Annotated in this window: 11 protein-coding genes and 2 pseudogenes; 8 read left to right on the plus strand and 5 right to left on the minus strand. The window is 50.4% G+C overall.

Annotation, left to right across the window (positions count from 1 at the left end; translation table 11 throughout):
• Positions 1-64: 64 nt before the first annotated feature.
• Complete coding sequence (locus tag WD430_RS01210) at positions 65-1,525, plus strand: oligosaccharide flippase family protein (RefSeq protein WP_339104216.1); 1,461 nt, start codon at positions 65-67, stop codon at positions 1,523-1,525.
• A 1,055-nt stretch (positions 1,526-2,580) separates the two neighbouring features.
• Here the strand turns inward: WD430_RS01210 and WD430_RS01215 are convergent.
• Positions 2,581-2,706, minus strand: a complete 126-nt coding sequence (locus tag WD430_RS01215; RefSeq protein ID WP_339104217.1) for a type IV toxin-antitoxin system AbiEi family antitoxin domain-containing protein — start codon at positions 2,704-2,706, stop codon at positions 2,581-2,583.
• Positions 2,707-3,561: 855 nt separating this feature from the next.
• On the opposite strand from WD430_RS01215, the gene WD430_RS01220 reads away from it, so the two are divergent.
• Complete coding sequence (locus WD430_RS01220; RefSeq protein ID WP_339104218.1) at positions 3,562-4,314, plus strand: HNH endonuclease; 753 nt, start codon at positions 3,562-3,564, stop codon at positions 4,312-4,314.
• A gap of 127 nt (positions 4,315-4,441) precedes the next feature.
• On the opposite strand, the pseudogene WD430_RS01225 reads toward WD430_RS01220, so the two are convergent.
• Positions 4,442-4,711: pseudogene (locus WD430_RS01225) on the minus strand (hypothetical protein); the annotation flags it as partial.
• A gap of 222 nt (positions 4,712-4,933) precedes the next feature.
• Here WD430_RS01225 and WD430_RS01230 point away from each other — a divergent pair.
• The 3 genes and pseudogenes from WD430_RS01230 to WD430_RS01240 all read left to right on the plus strand — a co-directional run bounded on the left by WD430_RS01230 (position 4,934) and on the right by WD430_RS01240 (position 8,053).
• Positions 4,934-5,116 carry a hypothetical protein gene (locus WD430_RS01230; RefSeq protein WP_339104219.1) on the plus strand — a complete coding sequence of 61 codons (183 nt, stop codon included), beginning with the start codon at positions 4,934-4,936 and terminating at the stop codon, positions 5,114-5,116.
• Between the two features lie 236 nt (positions 5,117-5,352).
• Positions 5,353-5,591, plus strand: a pseudogene (locus WD430_RS01235) (AAA family ATPase); the annotation flags it as partial.
• Between the two features lie 725 nt (positions 5,592-6,316).
• Positions 6,317-8,053 carry a hypothetical protein gene (locus WD430_RS01240; protein ID WP_339104220.1) on the plus strand — a complete coding sequence of 579 codons (1,737 nt, stop codon included), beginning with the start codon at positions 6,317-6,319 and terminating at the stop codon, positions 8,051-8,053.
• A gap of 551 nt (positions 8,054-8,604) precedes the next feature.
• On the opposite strand, the gene WD430_RS01245 is transcribed toward WD430_RS01240, so the two are convergent.
• Complete coding sequence (locus WD430_RS01245; RefSeq protein ID WP_339104221.1) at positions 8,605-8,871, minus strand: hypothetical protein; 267 nt, start codon at positions 8,869-8,871, stop codon at positions 8,605-8,607.
• A 330-nt stretch (positions 8,872-9,201) separates the two neighbouring features.
• Complete coding sequence (locus WD430_RS01250) at positions 9,202-10,668, minus strand: sulfatase-like hydrolase/transferase (RefSeq protein WP_339104222.1); 1,467 nt, start codon at positions 10,666-10,668, stop codon at positions 9,202-9,204.
• Positions 10,669-10,768: 100 nt separating this feature from the next.
• Between WD430_RS01250 and WD430_RS01255 the strand changes: the two genes are divergently transcribed.
• A complete protein-coding gene (locus tag WD430_RS01255; RefSeq protein WP_339104223.1) occupies positions 10,769-11,938 on the plus strand; it encodes a glycosyltransferase family 4 protein in 1,170 nt (389 codons plus the stop codon).
• On the opposite strand, the gene WD430_RS01260 is transcribed toward WD430_RS01255, so the two are convergent.
• Complete coding sequence (locus tag WD430_RS01260; RefSeq protein ID WP_339104224.1) at positions 11,893-13,068, minus strand: glycosyltransferase family 4 protein; 1,176 nt, start codon at positions 13,066-13,068, stop codon at positions 11,893-11,895. The two genes, WD430_RS01255 and WD430_RS01260, sit on opposite strands and share 46 nt — an antisense overlap.
• A gap of 420 nt (positions 13,069-13,488) precedes the next feature.
• On the opposite strand from WD430_RS01260, the gene WD430_RS01265 reads away from it, so the two are divergent.
• A complete protein-coding gene (locus WD430_RS01265) occupies positions 13,489-14,688 on the plus strand; it encodes a glycosyltransferase (RefSeq protein WP_339104225.1) in 1,200 nt (399 codons plus the stop codon).
• A complete protein-coding gene (locus WD430_RS01270) occupies positions 14,688-16,448 on the plus strand; it encodes a hypothetical protein (RefSeq protein WP_339104226.1) in 1,761 nt (586 codons plus the stop codon). The genes WD430_RS01265 and WD430_RS01270 overlap by 1 nt, the downstream gene beginning before the upstream one ends.
• Position 16,449 lies beyond the last annotated feature (1 nt).

Below are 16,449 nucleotides of genomic sequence, written 5' to 3' on the forward strand. Positions count from 1 at the left end.
TGTGGATGATTCCCCGTCACAGAACCGTTTGAACTAAGTTCTGAAATGGGATAGGTCCTATATCATGGCATCACTCCTTCGATCGATTATTTCTATTTTTTTCGGGAAGTTTGCTGGGCTGATCATCAGTATACTGTTCACCCCCATTCTCGTCCGAGTTATCTCACAATCTCAGTACGGGGTATACGCAACCGTACTGGCCGGATTTAGCATTATCACACTCATATCTAAGGGGGGGCTATTCGATGCGACGAGGAAAGTAGTTGGAGATGGGAAAGACGACAGCCACAGAGTATCGAAAGTCGTCTCAATTTCGTTGCTGATCGGCATAGTTTACGCACTATTGGCCGGAATTGCTGTCCTGTTATCGTCTAATTTGGGCGTCCTACCCGCAACGTATGTACCATACACTTGGGCGATTATTCTAGTAGTCTTCTTCGGCAATGTGTATGCCGTTGCCAGAGCTGCTTTCTACGGTATACAGCGAGAGTCAATCGCTGAAGCGCTTAATATTGGTCGCCAGCTGGTGTACACCTCTGTTGCACTGCTATTGGCGTACATTGGGTATGATGTGGTCGGTGTATTTACCGGGTACGTATTTTCATTCGTGCTCCTATGTATCCTTGGATTGCTCGTTTTGCGGAGGTCTATCCCCATCGAGATGCCATCGAGGGATGACGTTTCCGAATATGGTCGAGAAATCATCTCGTTTGGCGGATACCAGCTCATCGGTGGTGTGAGCGCAATGTTGCTGTACAAGGTAGATCTTCTTCTCGTCGAGTCCTTTCAGGGTCAGACCTCGGCTGCCCTCTATCAGAGTGCTATCGTTCCAGCGGAGATGATTTGGTTCGTCCCATCGGTTATTCAGGCTGCATTCTTACAGCACACGGCTCACTTATGGTCAAACGGCGATATTGATACAATAAACAGTAATCTAAAAGAAGGGTTTAAATATGCCGTTCTAGCATTATCACTATTTGGTATTGGTCTCTTCACCCTTGCAGACTCGTTTCTCAGTGTTTACTTTGGACCGAGCTACTCCGCGTCATCTACAACATTGCAAATCCTGCTCATCGGGACGTTCTTTTTGGGGACCACCCGAGTCGTAACGCCGGTGCTACACGCGACGGGATGGGTTCGGGAATCCGAAGCTATCACCGTCGCAGGATTGTGTATCAACTTGGTGTTGAATGTTCTCCTAATACCTAAGTACGGCATCATCGGTGCAGGTATCGGGACTGGTGTCTCTTATGTCGCGATATTCGCAGGGAACACCTTGCTCTGGAAGCGATCCCCACTTCGGATCGTTTCCCTCCGCTGGGTAGTCAGACTGATCGCGGTTCAGCTGATATTCCTTGCTGTGTTCTACATGACTGTCTCGTCCTTCAGCTACTCGCCGCTGGTATCGCTACTCGTATTCCCACCATTCGGACTACTGATGTTCTTGTCTTTAAACGTTACAGCGGGCTACATTCCGGTTGAACTGATCAGAGAGTTTTTGCACAAGGTACAACTAGACAGGTAACCGACAACGAGGCTACTGGTACTCCAGAGCGTCCCGTCTGGAAATGACAACAAACTATGATTTAGTGATTTTCGTGAGGTGTTCTCACCAGCAGTCGCCACCGGTGTGTTACTTGTGCCCACACAACATATACGGCTGTATGGACCGCCGAAAGCGTCTGGGGCTCCGGTTGCATCGCGCGCTGCTCTACTGGGGTCTCCTTCACCACCCGGGCGGTCGCGCGCGGGCGAAAGCACAGTATACGCCGCTGGGCGGGACCCGCACGGCTGAGGCTGACGACGTCTCTGCTTCCAGCGAACAGTCCCACCCCTCCCACTGACGCGAGCCGTGTGGGCCACCGGCCGCCCGCTGTGGATACCGGCGTTCGGCTCGGCGTCGGCCGTCCCCCGTGTGATGGCTGGCTAGGCGGGCGTGGTGTGGGCGTTCGCGTATCCCTGGGACCGCGTGCGTGAGCCGGGCCGCCGGCATGCGGTCCTCGAGGCAGATCCGCCACCGCTGCGCGTTCAGGCGTTGGTCCGCTTTCTCGAGGACCGCTGTCCCACCTGTGGCGCACACCGGGGTTCCCGCTGCAATGACTGGTGTCTGACTGGTGCGTACCTCGGGTTGAGCGCGAACGCGAAGTGCTCACGGATAGAGAGGGTGACGACCGATTGCGAGCACAAAAGGCAGCAACGGTCCGGCGGCGGACGTTTGGTAATCTCGCAGCGACTGTCGCGGTCCTTGCACACCACCCGGCGGTACTCGCCGAGAGCGAGCGAGTCTCTGTGACGAGGTCGACCCAATGTAAGCGGAGGGTGGGGGTCATCAATACCGTCTGGCCGCGTCTCGTCCATCCTGCCCAATTCGCGTCTCCCGTCCCTCGAGTTGTGCACTGTGCCGACCTTGGCGCTGCCAGTTGTGCTCCCCTCAGTGTCGAGCGCACGCAGCACGAGCCACGCGGTGCTGGCAGCGACGCTGATCCCATTCTGGTGCCGACGAGGGTTGCAGTACAGTCTCGGCGGGCGTGGCACGCGGTGCGGGTCCACGTACCGTGACCGACCGCGATCGCCGTGGTCTCAGGCGTCGCGGGGATCCTCAACGAATTCGTAGAGTCCGCGTGAGACACGTTTGATCCAGCCGGCATCGCGAAGACTCCGGAGGGAAAACTCGACGTTGCCTTTCTCAAGGTCGGTTTCGTCCATCAACCATCGTGGATTGGCCCGGCCCCACGGATCGTTGTTCTCACGCCCTTGTTTCAGCGCGTTCAAGACGAGCTCGTCGTTCTCAGTCGGTTCATATCGCTCATTGACCATATCTTAGGCCATACTTCACGTCCGTCCCCATAGTAGAATATCCTTCGTAATGCACCTTCGTCTGCGATTTGCTTTCCACTTTGCTTTGCAAAGTTATATGGTGCTGGCTGGTGAAGATCCTTTTAGAGAAGCGCGAAGCGTCACGGAAAGACAGTGGCTCGGTGCTGGCACACCGAACCGCGCTTCTCAGAGGCTCGAGAAGCAATGTTAGCTACGGATCCCATCACTGAAAGCGACCCGGTTGACGAACTGTGTGATCACGACTGGTGTGACGGTCCGACTATGGACCGACTCCCCTGTTTTGCGTGCTTCAACGCGACGCGCCATCCGGAGGCGAGGTCCGATGCCCAGTAACGACGCTTGTCGACATCGGTCGGCGATCGATGACGCCCACAATGACGAGCCCACGGTCATCGCGACCCTGGAGGCGGTGTTAGCCGGCCACCCCATTGGGCCGCGCTCGAATGGCGCCCTCTGCATTGGCTGTGGGGCAGTCCTCCACGAGACGGATATCGTGTTCGCATATGCGTATCGCTGCGCTGAATCAGTACAGTGGAATGTCCCCCGACTGTACTGTTATAGCTGTACGCCCAGCACGATTAAGTCGCCGACGCTTGGCACGACAGAGGTCCTAATGGGTGGCCGCCTTGGAGCGATCGCACTGCCAACGTCGCGGACACATCAACTCTGTCTCACTGAATTGGCAGTTCGAGCATACAGTAATCCTACGGAGGGGCGTCCGCCATGAGTTCTCAGTGGGACCTGTCGGATATTCTTGACGAAGATCAAGAGACAGATACTAGTCCTGTTGAGTTCGACGCTCCAGCCTCGCGCAGCTCCGACTGGAAAAATCGCGCAACCGAGATTAAAGAGCGCGACAATTATGTATGCCAACGCTGCGGCGACCACAACGGGAATCACGAGCAATCTCCACTCTCGCTGGAGACCCACCATATCGTTCCCGGGAAGTATCTACCAAAGTCAGATGCCCGCGTTGGGCTTAACCTCGTAACCGTCTGTGAGTCGTGCCATGGATTTCTCGAAGGGTCTCATGTCGAATGGCAGTTGGCTGAGATCGGACGCGATGATGCACTTCAAATTCTTACGGTGTTGAAGGAGCGAAGACTTACTCCGCACCATCTCTCACGAAAATTGGATATTTCGGAAGACCGTATCCGATCGCTCGTCTCTCTGCTCGAACGGATGAACTGCTTGACTACACAGGGCGATGGACGGTATCGGACAGTGTGTCCTGCAACATCAAAATCAAGAGTTAGAAAAGCCCGATTTCGATGGAAGCAGAAGCACGCAGTCCGGCAGCCACTCGAAGAGATGCTGACCGAGCTTCAGCGGACTATGACGACTAGTCTCGATGAATTAGAGTACGCACTCGAGGCTGGTGATCGAGACCAAGTTGAGTCGATGCTCGAACGGATGCGAAACACGATTACAGAAGCTGATTTCGAGGAGGCAGTCTCTACGAATGATGACAGATAAGTCACTATTTTGCTATATGAGGACTGATAGACGAGCCGTCATCCACTAGTGATGCTATCCTCGCTATTCACCCATTTCAGTAGTGCCGATATTAATCGGTAACCGTCCTCATAACTGAATACGTTCGGTATTTGAGACCGTTCTTGCACGGGGTGTGTTTGCGGACCGCCAGCCGATGTTTGGAGAGCTCGAGGGCCGCGTCGATCGCGCGGGAGACGAACTTCTTTGCGTAGGTCTCGCTGACACTGTCCTCCTGGCGGCGGATCCAGTGTTTCAGGTCGGAGGCAGTGACGTACTCGTTGACGGACTTGCAGTCGTCCGTCAAGGAATCATCTCCGACTGTTGGGTCGGTTCTGGCCGCCCAGAGTTTGGCGGCCAGTCGGGTGCTTACGTCGTTTCGCACCTCGAGCCCGTCACCCCTTTCAGTCACACCTGCGGTGGTCTAATCGGGAAGCTATCGATAGCGGTTACAGAGTACTAGTACTAGCATCGAACTAGGTCATCCGTTCGATGAGAGTTCAGGTAACTGTGTTCGACTCTGGGTTTTCGTCTGTCGAGTATAGTTATTGGATATAATAGTTGGCGTCATCCGTATTAGGAGGGTTGTCGAGGTAGCCGTATGAGTCTCCGGAAGCGACTAGGATTACGACTCCACCGGGCGCTCCTCTACTGGGGGCTCTTGGACCATCCGTACGGTCGCGAGTACACGAAAGAACGATACACGCCACTCGGCGGGGAACGCGAAGAATTTGCGATGAACGAAAACGACGATTCGGCGGGCCTGAACAAGGAAGATAGGTAATCTCTGACGGGAGACGCAGCTCCTACCAGTTGCCGTCAATCGCCCGCCGGTAGCACTGCTCCGCCTGCTCTGCGACGGAGTCCCAGTCGTATTGCTGGGCTCGAGTCGTCGGCTCCGTAGTCGGTCGTTCACCGGAGAGTGCGCGCTCAAGGGTATCGGTTACGTCGTCAATCGTCAGTGACATGAAGAATCCGACGTCATCGATCACTTCGGAAGCGGCGGACTCTGGATGCAATCTGCCGCCGACAGTCTCAGTGTACGGGCCGCCCGGCACGGGGAAGACCCTGACGACACGGCGGATCTGCCGGGCGTTCGCCGCCTACCATGACGACGTTGCGGTGGAGTACGTCAACCTCAAGGAGTGTCGGACGCTGTTCAGCGCGGCCAACGAAATCCTGTTCGCGTTGACCGGCGACAAGAGGGACGCCTACGAGGGATTAGTGGGGTCTTTACCGCCATTTGGACGGCCCTCGAGGCCCGACGCTCCAGCCTCGCGCAGTCTGACTGAGAAAAGCACGCAACTGGGAAAGGAGCGAGACAAGTATGTATGCCAACGCTGTGGCGATCACAACGGGAATTACGAGCAATCTCCACCCTCGTTGGAGACCCCATCATATCGTTCCCGGAAAGTATCTACCAAAGTCAGATGCCCGCTTGGGCTTAACCTCGTAACCGTCTGTGAGCCGTGCCACGGATTTCTCGAAGGGGCTCATGTCGAATGGCAGTTGGCTGAGATCGGACGCGACGATGCACTTCGAATTCTTACGGTGTTGAAGGAGTGGAGACTTACTTCGCACCTCTTCTCACGAAAACTGGATATCTCGGAAAACTGTGTCCGATCACTCGTCTCTCTGCTCGAATGGATGAGCTGCTTGACTACACAGGGGGATGGATGGTACCAGACAGTGTGTCCCGCAACATCAAAATCAAGAGTTGGAAAAGCTCCATACTGATGGAAGCAGAACCATGCAGTCCGACAGCCACTTAGGGAGATGTTGAACGACCTTCGACAGACTATGATGACTGGTCTCGATGAATTAGAGTACGTACTCGAGGCTGGTAATCGAGACCAAGTTGAGTCGATACTTAAACAGATGCGGAAAACGATTACTGCAGATGATTTCGAGCCGGGGAGCTGGGCTTGCCTCTACAGGACGTAAACCTTATTTGTAGACAGAGAATTTTCAATCTATACAAACTATGACGGTCTCGCGTAGGGTGAAAGTTTCAATAGTCGGTCTTTCTGGTATCTTCTCGCTTGCAGTTCTTGGCTATCACCATACGAGCCAATTTTGGCCGAGTTGGCCGCTTGCAGGTGGTCTTTCTGCTCTCGTCTTAGTATACCTCATTGTATCAAAGATCCACAGGGTACAGCATCATGTAGTCCCTACCCTCGTTCTCGTGGTAGCTTTCGGGATTGCGTACCGGGCTGGTCTCTTTGCTCTCCCTCCTTCCTTGATGTATATCGATCCTCAAGCATACGCTGTCCAAACACAGTGGATTCTAGAAACGGGTTCAATTGACGAACTCTCGATTGGATTCTATGACAGTGCTGCTCTCTTCACTACATTTGGCGCGATGGCCGCGGAACTGTTGGGAACGTCCCCCCGTCATGCATTCATCATTTTTCCAATCGCTATTGGTGCTATCATTCCCTTGGTAACATTCATCATCACTCGACGTGTTCGATTTTCTGGACAGGGCGCAGCCCTACTTGCAGCCCTCCTATCTACCCTCGCGTTCGGATCAATCCACTTCGCCACTACTCCTCGACCATACACCTTATCACTGCCATTTTTCGCCGCCGCTATATTCCTCTCAATTCATTATCTATCCTCTTCGTCCAAGCGCGTCTTGGTTTTGCTTGGTGTCCTTGGCTTCGCGATGGCAGTCACTCATAAACTTCCATTGGTAGTCTTTGTCGCGGTTCTGTTCATCACATTTAGTTACCTCTCCGTAGTTCGGAACGACGCAGTTACCAACCGACGAGGGTGGCGATTGGCCGGCTTTGCAAGCACTCTGTTGGCTCTCCAGTGGCTGTTTATCACTGATTACTTCCAATCAGTTTTTGAGATCGGTGTGAGTACAGTCATAGCCTTACTAACCGGACAAACAGGAATTGGAAGTAGTAGTAATCCGACTCATGCTGTCCCAGCAACTCCCTCCCTGATCGGTCGTGCTCTTCATCATATGGAACTGCTGCTCTATTTAGCAGCGTTTATTAGTGGCCTTGTCTTGTGTTGGCGGCTATATAAGTCAGAGCGGTCAGACTATGTCTTAGTCACGGTTTTGTCTGGGACTGCGATTCTTGGCGTCTTTGTAGGACTCGGGATTATGACGCCAATTGTCGGCGGATTCCTTCGCCCGCTTCTATTTGGAGAACTATTCTTCGCGATTTCAGTGTCGCTTGTCGTTGCTCCGCATCTTATAGCCCTTCGAGAACAATTTGGTACGCGATCGGTGCGAACGATTGCAAGAAGCGGAATTATAGTCGGTATACTCTGTCTCGTGCTCCTTGCCCAGTTCGGTGCAGCTGGGCTCGTTCCTGATCATCCAGATAGGACGCGGCTAGTATTAACTGAGGGTGAAGTTGAAGGTCAATCTTGGGAAGCCAAGTATATTGAAGGTCCAGCATACAGTGATCCATATTACGCTGATTTCGTATCAAACCCTGAACATGCTGTCAGTCAGGGGCGGGAGTACGAGATGAAAACGGTGTCTCAGCCCTATGATCCAGGTGTGATTCAGGACCGTGAACTATTCAATGCGACTCTACTAAATCAAGATTACAGGTATTTTGCGTATCGAACGAATGTAGAGGTGTATAGCCTTGGTGGCTACAGACTTACGTGGGATCTACAAGAGGCATTGAAACAGAAATATAACAAAGTATACGCAAATGGAGATGTTGAAATGTATCATAATGAAAGTAGATAGGAATGGCTCAAATTTTCCACTCTCTCGCTCCGAACTTGTAATATCGATAGCCAGCACAGTAGCTATTCAATTGACACCGTGATATAGTGTTAAACTCATTTCCATCTCAACGTTTTATGATTCAGTGCTTGCGTTTTGCACACTCTGGATTTTTCGTTGCAATGGGCATCGTCTTCTACAACGGAACAATCGGTAAGGAATGACTGTCGCGTTACCGTTGTTCGCTATGCAGAGTTGGCTTGAAAAGAAGTATGGCTGTATTTGGGGCATTGTTCAGATCAGCTAGCTTCAACAGTATGTATATCCCTATGTTATGTTTCGGCGGTTTTTGGCTCGACATTTCTAAACTGATAGGTACGTCATTTTATCTCCTGAAGAGTGATGCTATCACACCGAATCCGTATTTCGCGTGCGTCCCGAAGCGCGTTATCGCGCTCTCCGCCGTTTCGACCGGTCTACCACACGTGTACGTGGCGACTTGCCCGCGGTCAATGGTTTCACACTGATATGTCCTCGACCCCTCAACGACATGCTCCTCTCGATGCCGAAGTTCACGCTTGCCAAAACCACCACAGCACGCCAACGTCGTTCGTCTCGGGATACTCTGAGCGCAATACCAAGGGCGTGACGAGTTCGAGGATGCGCTTCTCGGCGTCTTTGAGTCGGATCTGGTCAAGATCGTCTAATTCCACTACTTGTGTCGCTTTCAGTCGCGTCGTGCCATACCCGTAGTTCCACTGTCCACCGAACTGGAGGCCGTCGGGCACATCGTTTTTTGACCGGGAGGACATCTGGGTCTTCTGCGTGGAGATGCACATGTACGAACCACGTCGTCCTCTGAGACACTGGTGGTCGTCCGAAATGTGCTATGTACCTACGCGACGACAGATGACAGGGTGTTCGAATCTGATGAATGGCAGGAGGCGATCCTCGACGTCCTCAAAGAAGGTCGTGAAGAGGGTGCCCATGGGGCTATGGGAACTCAAAACGCCTCGAGGATGCACTCGAGATTTGGCGCCAGTACGTAAACCGAGCGGTGCGCGGACTAGTCGACGCCGGGTGGGTAAAGAAAACGAGCCGTGGACTCTATCGGTTCATCTTCGGTCCCAGAGAAGCGTGACCGAGGTAGAAGCCAACCGCACTGCGTTTCAGATGTAGCCCAAATCCTCCAATCTCTTCTTCGTCCCCTCACTCATCTCTTCGTCTCTTCCCGTTGCTGAAGTCTGTTCAAAAGAGTCTAGCCATGCATCGAGGCGCTCGACCAGTTCGTCTCTGATATCGGGTTTTTCGCTCGAGATATCCGTCTGTTCACCGGGGCCATCCTCGACATTATAGAGCGAGATTTCCCCTCCAGATTTCCTGATCAGTTTGTACTCTGTGGTCCTGATCGATCTAATGGATTGACCAAATGCTTCAAGTTCTTCTTCGGGTACATCTGTCTGATTACTCAGACTTGCTATACTCGGTTGTGGTGCAAGATATTCTCCGATAGCCTCATTACGCGGCGCTGTGGACGACTTCGGATAGAACGAAGTTCCTTGTGCGTGCTCCGGAATCGTGTGTCCTGCAATATCCAGAATCGTCGGGAAGAGATCCAATGTTTGAATCAACCTGTCTGAGTCACCTACCTGATTGAATTGTCCACCGTGAATGATGAGGGGCACGTGCAGAAGAGTATCGTGCAACGAATATTGGTGATCCATCAGGCCATGATCGCCGATGTTTTCTCCATGATCACCCACAATTATGAGTACTGTATCGTCCCATTCGCCATGTTGCTCAAGTGTCGAGCGTAATTCTCCAATTTGTTCGTCGAGATATGCAATCTCCGCACGATATAATGCTCGTAGTAGTTCAAAATCGTGGTCGGACATATCAAGGACACCCGCAGTATATTCCCACGGTTTCTGTGGAACTGCCATCGCTTCGCGATACGTACTCCCTTCTGGCAAGAACTGCTCCACGAGTCTCTTTGGGGGCTGATAATCTAAGTGGGGCTCAAGATAGTTTATGAACATAAAGAATGGCGAGCTTTGATCTCTATTCTTGATCCAATTCTCAACTAGTGTATTCGTTCGCTTCGCTCCGTAGTCATTTCGCCGGTAGAAAAACTGGCCATAGACAGCATTAACAAAATTCGCAAGGATATCACCACTAACGAGCCCCGAGATACCCTCTCTAACCAGGCCCCCTCTACCTTCCGATGTAAGTTTGATCTTGCCAAAGTCTGTGTCTGATTGTATATACTGCCACACTTTGCTCATGTTCTCGAATCCACTAGCTAGCCCAAATTCGTCTGTCACCCACGCGTTATTGGTGAAACCGACAGTCTGATATCCGTCGTCGGAGAGTAGATCGGCAATAGTCGGGAACTGTCCATCATAGAACTTGCTACCTGCGTGTGTCCCATGTTTGGATGTGTATGTACCTGTGAACATCGACGTGTGAGACGGGAGTGTCCATGGAGCATTTGCGAACGCATGGTTGTACTCCGCTCCCGTCGTAGCTAACTCCTCTAAACACGAATTGTCAACCGCATTTCGAGCATAGGTTGTATCGATCTCACGCGCGGTATCCATTACGACGAGAACGATATTTTTCTTCCCGTTGGTCATAGATGTGAAGTCATTTCGTTCACAACTCTTAAAACTGCGCTGTTTCGTAATTCTTTGTTCTCGAAGGGTATATCCGAATTGACGAGATATCCTATCTAACGTGGTCGAAAAAAGGTCTTCAACCGAGGATGAATCAGGTCCACCTCTACGGGTTCTAGCTCTGAACAAGCGGAGCTGGCATCACTCACAGGCCGGTGGCTCCGAGCTAAACCTGGAGGAAACGATGAAAGGTCTTGCCCAGCGTGGCCACGAGGTTCACCTTTTGACCGGCTCCGATGAGGGTCGATCGCGGGCGGAACTCGACGGCTCTGTACGCATCCACCGGGTCGGATTCGACGAGAAGGTTCCTGCACCGTGGGACGTTGTGCTTTCGTACCTGACTGTCTCGTTGTACTTCTACTGGTATCTATACAAGTTATCTCCCGACATCGTCTATACTGTGAATACGCCACTACCGTGGCCCGTTATTACTCGCAAACCGCGAGTCTCTATCTTCCATCATATCGCGATTGACTCGTTCTTCGATACACATCCGTTCCCCCAGAACGTCCTGGGGTACGTTTCACAGTCACTCGGCGTGTTCCGTGAACGCCGGAATTTAACTGTAAGCGTTAGTCCGAGCACGACGGAAGAACTAGTGAACCGAGGACACAGTCCGGAGACTGTTTACGAGATACGAAATGGTCTCGACGTGGATCAATATCGTCCCGGAACAGAGTCCTCTACCCCTCGTATAGTGTATATCGGTGGACTTGAGCGGTACAAAGGTGTGGACCGAATTCCCGAAATCCATGAGATGATACAAGAGATAAGTGATACTTCTATTCGCCTTGATGTCGCTGGTCGAGAGGGCCCAGTGAAGGATAGCATCGCCGAATATTGCTCATCAGCGAACGATGCGCATTATCACGGATTCGTATCCTTAGACAAAAAAATAGATCTTCTTCAGTCTGCATGGGTGTTTATCGCCCCTAGTCGAGTGGAAGGGTGGGGGATTGCGGTATTAGAAGCAAATGCCTGTGGTACACCTGCAGTCGGGAGCAAGGTAAGTGGTCTCCGTGACTCTATTCGCCACAAAGAAACAGGACTACTAGTGGATGGCTCCGATCCAAACGAATTTGCAAGGTCAGTACATCAACTTTTAGAGGATACCCAACTGAGGGAAGAGATCGGTGAGAACGCTCGAGAATGGGCAGAGAAACACACTTGGGAAAAATCTACTGATCAACTTGAAGAACTCTTTCTCTCAGCCGCTACGGAAACTAATTGATAGCACTCTTCTAATCGATCGATTCGAGACTCGATCGCGAAATTCCGTTCTGCACTCTCGCGTGCGTTCTCGCTCATTGTTGCGACTCTCTTCGAATCATTCACACAGCTAATCATCGCCTCGACTAACTCATCAGCGTCGCCTGGCTCTATGAGTATAGAGTTTTCACCGTCAGTCACTCCAGGGGCACCCTCAGAAAGCTTAGAGGCGATCACCGGCGTTCCGGAAGCATATGCCTCCATTATTGTCAGCGTCGGGAATGCCTCTCCACTCTTCGAGGTAAATAAGAATACATCCGCAGCAGCGTAGCATCGCCTGACCTCGTCGTCAGTGAGTGTCCCCATCACTTCCAGATTTGAATGTCTCTGGCTAGCGACATCGACTTCGTCCTTCATTGGCCCATCACCCGCTATAGCAACGTGTACATTGATCTCCCTCTGGTTGAGTTTCTTCACTGCTTCTAATAATGTATCCACACCCTTCTTTTGGGACATACGAGACAGGGTGAAGAATACGAGATCGTCCCTCCCACAGTTGAAAACATCGTGTTTATCACAGTCCCGTGGTTGGTATGATTCTGTATCTATCCCATTGACCATGAGCTCTGTGCTCGCCTTGTTATCAATCTGAGTAACATATTCTTCAATGTCTGCACTGACACAGAACACATGGTCAACTCGGCGGAGATTCCATCCACCGATGAGCCGGTCATTAAGATATTCAACTGCTCGAATCGGAAGTGGATAATCAACGTACGGGGTATGTTGATGCAGCAGTACCGGGATCGATGAGGGAGCGTATCGAAGCACCATCGACGTTGTCAGATAATTCATTCCATGTACGTGGAGCACATCGACGTCTTCTGCGAAGACCCTGTCAATGGCTTTACTCACACTTGGTGGATAGGGAATCGGATACGGGATACCGAACTGCTCCGCAGGATTCCATGCCTTGTACCGCATGATCCGGTATCCGTCACGGTCGACGTCCATCTGGCTGGCTCCAATATCACTGCTGAGTACCGTAACGTCATGGCCTCGAGAACTAAGTCGCGTGGCATGTGACTCAACTACCGACTCAATACCGCCAATATGCGGGTGAAAATAATGCGATGCAAGTACGATTTTCATTGTATTGGCCGATATTGTCCTCTTACTATATTCTGACTGGAGGCACGCATTAAATCTTCCTTATGTTAGATATTGGCTTCTGGGAACACTCAGGGTCTCTATGAAGTCCTTAGCAGTACAATAGTAAAAAATTCCTTTAATAAATGCAGGTATCTCTACTCGGTTAATTTGATGAAGCAGAGAATTACGCACATTGGATTGCAGAGACTTTTCGTGAGCGAGGTTACAACACCTTTAAATCGAAATAGTAGTAGGAAAGCTACTTGAAATTGCTAGAACAAATATTCAAAATTAATATATAGGATAGATTCTATATCTCACCCCTCATTTATATGATTTCACAAATCGAGATGTCTGAATGATACCTACTAAAGGAGTGTTGCAAAAGATATATCGCACCCATGACTCATATAAATGCATATGGCCTCAATCTGTTTGATCAACGCTTTTTTCCCGCCACATGAGTTCGGTGGGGCAGAAAACTATGTATTTAGGATCGCGAAGGAACTGGTATCTGAAGGACACGATGTTTCGGTTATTGCGGCAAAACCCTTCGACGGGTCTTTGAAGGCGGAACACGCTAAATTTGAGGGAATAAATGTATACTACTTTTACCCAGCAAATATCTCCTATCGAGGAAACGGAACGGGGTCGAATCCAGTGGCGAAAGGAATCTGGCATCAGTTAGATACCGTCAATCTACATTCGAGATCGGTCGTTCGAAAGCTACTCAAAGAAATCGATCCGGATATCGTTCACACAAACAATCTGATGGGAATATCGACAGCAATTGGAAAGCCAATACAAAAGCATCGAAGTCTCCATGTCCACACGCTTCACGACTACAGCCTCATATGTCCAAAAAGTAACTTGCTCCGTGACAGGACAGCTCCCGATGACGAGTTGCAAGTTTGTAACGATCCACCTCTCCCCTGCAAAGGGTTCAAGAAACTCAAACAATCCACGTTTGGAACACCAGATATTGTCACAGGTCCTAGTAACCACGTAATTGAGATCCATAACCAACATGGATACTTTAGTGAGGCCGAGCAGCAACGGTTACAATTAGGTGTCGAAGCACCAGTTGATACCGTTCCGGAACGTTCACAAGAGCCGTCTGTTCTCTACGTTGGAAAACATTTGAAGGCAAAAGGGCTTGATACACTGTACGAGGCGGCCACTGAGCTACCAGAGGTGACCTTTCACATCTGTGGAACGGGTCCATACGACGAGGTGGCGAAAGAGAAGTCTAGGGAACACGAGAACATAGTATACCATGGGTATATAGACGACGACGAGCTCGATACCCTACGTCAGCGAGTATCCGCTGCAGTAATTCCCTCTATCTGGATGGAGAACTCTCCTCTAACCATCTACGAGAGCTTTCGAGTTGGACTTCCTGTTATCGGAAGCGACATTGGTGGCATTCCTGAACTAGTGAACGAAGGCAAGACGGGGTGGTTATTCACACCAGGAGATTCAAATGAATTGATCAAGACAATTCGTAAAGTAGTGTTTCAGTCTAATAAGGAAGTCCGGGAAAGCGCAATAAGCTGGGCGGAAAAACATACAATAAAGAATCACGTGGAGAAACTCACCGAAACCATATACAACCACTGATGAAGAAGAAGTTTGCTATTGCGGGATATATTTGCTTCGCCATCTATACTATCTCACTTCTACAAACATCAGCAACTAGGTATTATAACAGCATATATAATGCGCTCCCTGTCTGGGTGTGGGTTGTGTTCTCTCTCGGATTAGCGATCGGTACACTTATTCTCTATTTAGGAGTTAAAAACCACACTAGACGACTTCAGATCCACGGAATTTCGATTGTTGGTTGCTTGATTGGAGTCTTCTGGTTCTATGCTGAGTTGCTCGGATTGCGGTTCTGGTCAGCTCCAGGAGAAGATCTTCTTTTGCACTTCGGACAAGGTATAGCTATTGCAGAAACGGGCACAATTAGCTCCGAGAACATCTATCCACTCCTTCATACAACACTTGCTCAGTTGCATTTCATTACAGGTCTTCCTGTTGACCGATTTGGTCCTGTTCTCTCTCTCCTCTATTATCCCCTCTTGCTAGCCGGTATCGTGCTTCTCGTCCGCCGATATTCGAGCAAACGTATCGCATTGTTTGTTGGAGTAGCAGCCGTCCCGATCTTTTACTGGAAATATGCCCACCATCTCATGCCGTGGGTAGCGTACTTCGCATTAATACCCCTATTAGTATTAATGTTGTCAATTCATAGGTCAGAGGTCCGAAGTTCACAACGCTCATATATTGGAATGGGGATACTCCTCCTCTCCTTTGGTATTGGGATCGGACATCCGATGTCCGGCTTAGTTGCCATGCTTGTAGTCGCTACAATTATAGTTACCCAGCGACTTGCCGGACGATGGGGATTCGAAGAGGAGTATCAACAGCCGATGGAGGTGTTGATTCTTTCTCCACTTATCGTCGCTTATCCGATGTGGTATTTGATCAAATCAACATTCCAAGGATTTCTTTTTAGGACAGTAGCATCTTTCTATTCCGAAACAACCGAAGCAGGTTCTCAGGCTGAAAGAGCAGCAGAATCGGGTTACACGATATGGCAAATCATTCAGAGGTGGATTATAGAACAGTGGGGACCAGGATTGGTTATCCTCGCCATCGGGGCTGCCGTCGCGGTAGTGATCCTACGCCGAGTGATATTAAGGGAGGCGACAGTTGGGGAAATTATCATTCTTTCTGTATACTCTATTGGGATTATGGTAGCAGTATCAACCCTCACCTTTGATTTGGTGGTAAATACAGAAGTTTACCGACCGAATCAGATCACAATTGCGGCAGCGATCGTTCTATTTGGGTTCGCACTCTGGTGGACAACCGACCATTCCGAAGGCCGTCGAGGAGTTGTGCTCCGTTCCGTGATGGTTCTCATCCTCGTTCTTTGCGTAGTATGGGCACCGTTCACAATATATTATGAACCCCAACATATTTCGGAGCAAGAATTTGTTGGGTCCGAGCATCATCTGGAATACCGGGTTGAGGAGACGACGACCTATTCAGATTCAATGCCGAGACGGATTTCTCTCTATTTGGAAGGATTGCACGAGGTCTCTTCGTGGGAAAATCGTGCATTCGGTGGAACGAATTCAGAGCTACCGAAGTTTTTGGGATATGACAAAAATAGGACTGTTTCGGAAAGTCTGGAGAGAGAGGAATATTACTTAATTACAAAAGAACGTGACACTGAATGGTATAAACAAGAACCGACGAATCGCTACCCCTATCTCACATATTACACTGAAGAAAATGTCGACAGACTTCATGATGATCCAACAGCAAATAAGATATACACCAACAGTGGCTACTCTATCTGGCAGGGGTAAT

Origin of the sequence: Haloterrigena sp. KLK7 (genome assembly GCF_037914945.1) — an archaeon.
Classification (GTDB): Archaea; Halobacteriota; Halobacteria; order Halobacteriales; family Natrialbaceae; genus Haloterrigena; species Haloterrigena salinisoli.

Bases quoted from the DNA above. Each gene is read 5' to 3' on its own strand.
- WD430_RS01230 (WP_339104219.1), top strand. From the start codon at position 4,934: ATGAGTCTCCGGAAGCGACTAGGATTACGACTCCACCGGGCGCTCCTC.
- WD430_RS01245 (WP_339104221.1), bottom strand. From the start codon at position 8,871: ATGTGCATCTCCACGCAGAAGACCCAGATGTCCTCCCGGTCAAAAAAC.
- WD430_RS01270 (WP_339104226.1), top strand. From the start codon at position 14,688: ATGAAGAAGAAGTTTGCTATTGCGGGATATATTTGCTTCGCCATCTAT.
- WD430_RS01215 (WP_339104217.1), bottom strand. From the start codon at position 2,706: ATGGACGAAACCGACCTTGAGAAAGGCAACGTCGAGTTTTCCCTCCGG.
- WD430_RS01240 (WP_339104220.1), top strand. From the start codon at position 6,317: ATGACGGTCTCGCGTAGGGTGAAAGTTTCAATAGTCGGTCTTTCTGGT.
- WD430_RS01220 (WP_339104218.1), top strand. From the start codon at position 3,562: ATGAGTTCTCAGTGGGACCTGTCGGATATTCTTGACGAAGATCAAGAG.
- WD430_RS01250 (WP_339104222.1), bottom strand. From the start codon at position 10,668: ATGACCAACGGGAAGAAAAATATCGTTCTCGTCGTAATGGATACCGCG.
- WD430_RS01210 (WP_339104216.1), top strand. From the start codon at position 65: ATGGCATCACTCCTTCGATCGATTATTTCTATTTTTTTCGGGAAGTTT.
- WD430_RS01260 (WP_339104224.1), bottom strand. From the start codon at position 13,068: ATGAAAATCGTACTTGCATCGCATTATTTTCACCCGCATATTGGCGGT.
- WD430_RS01265 (WP_339104225.1), top strand. From the start codon at position 13,489: ATGGCCTCAATCTGTTTGATCAACGCTTTTTTCCCGCCACATGAGTTC.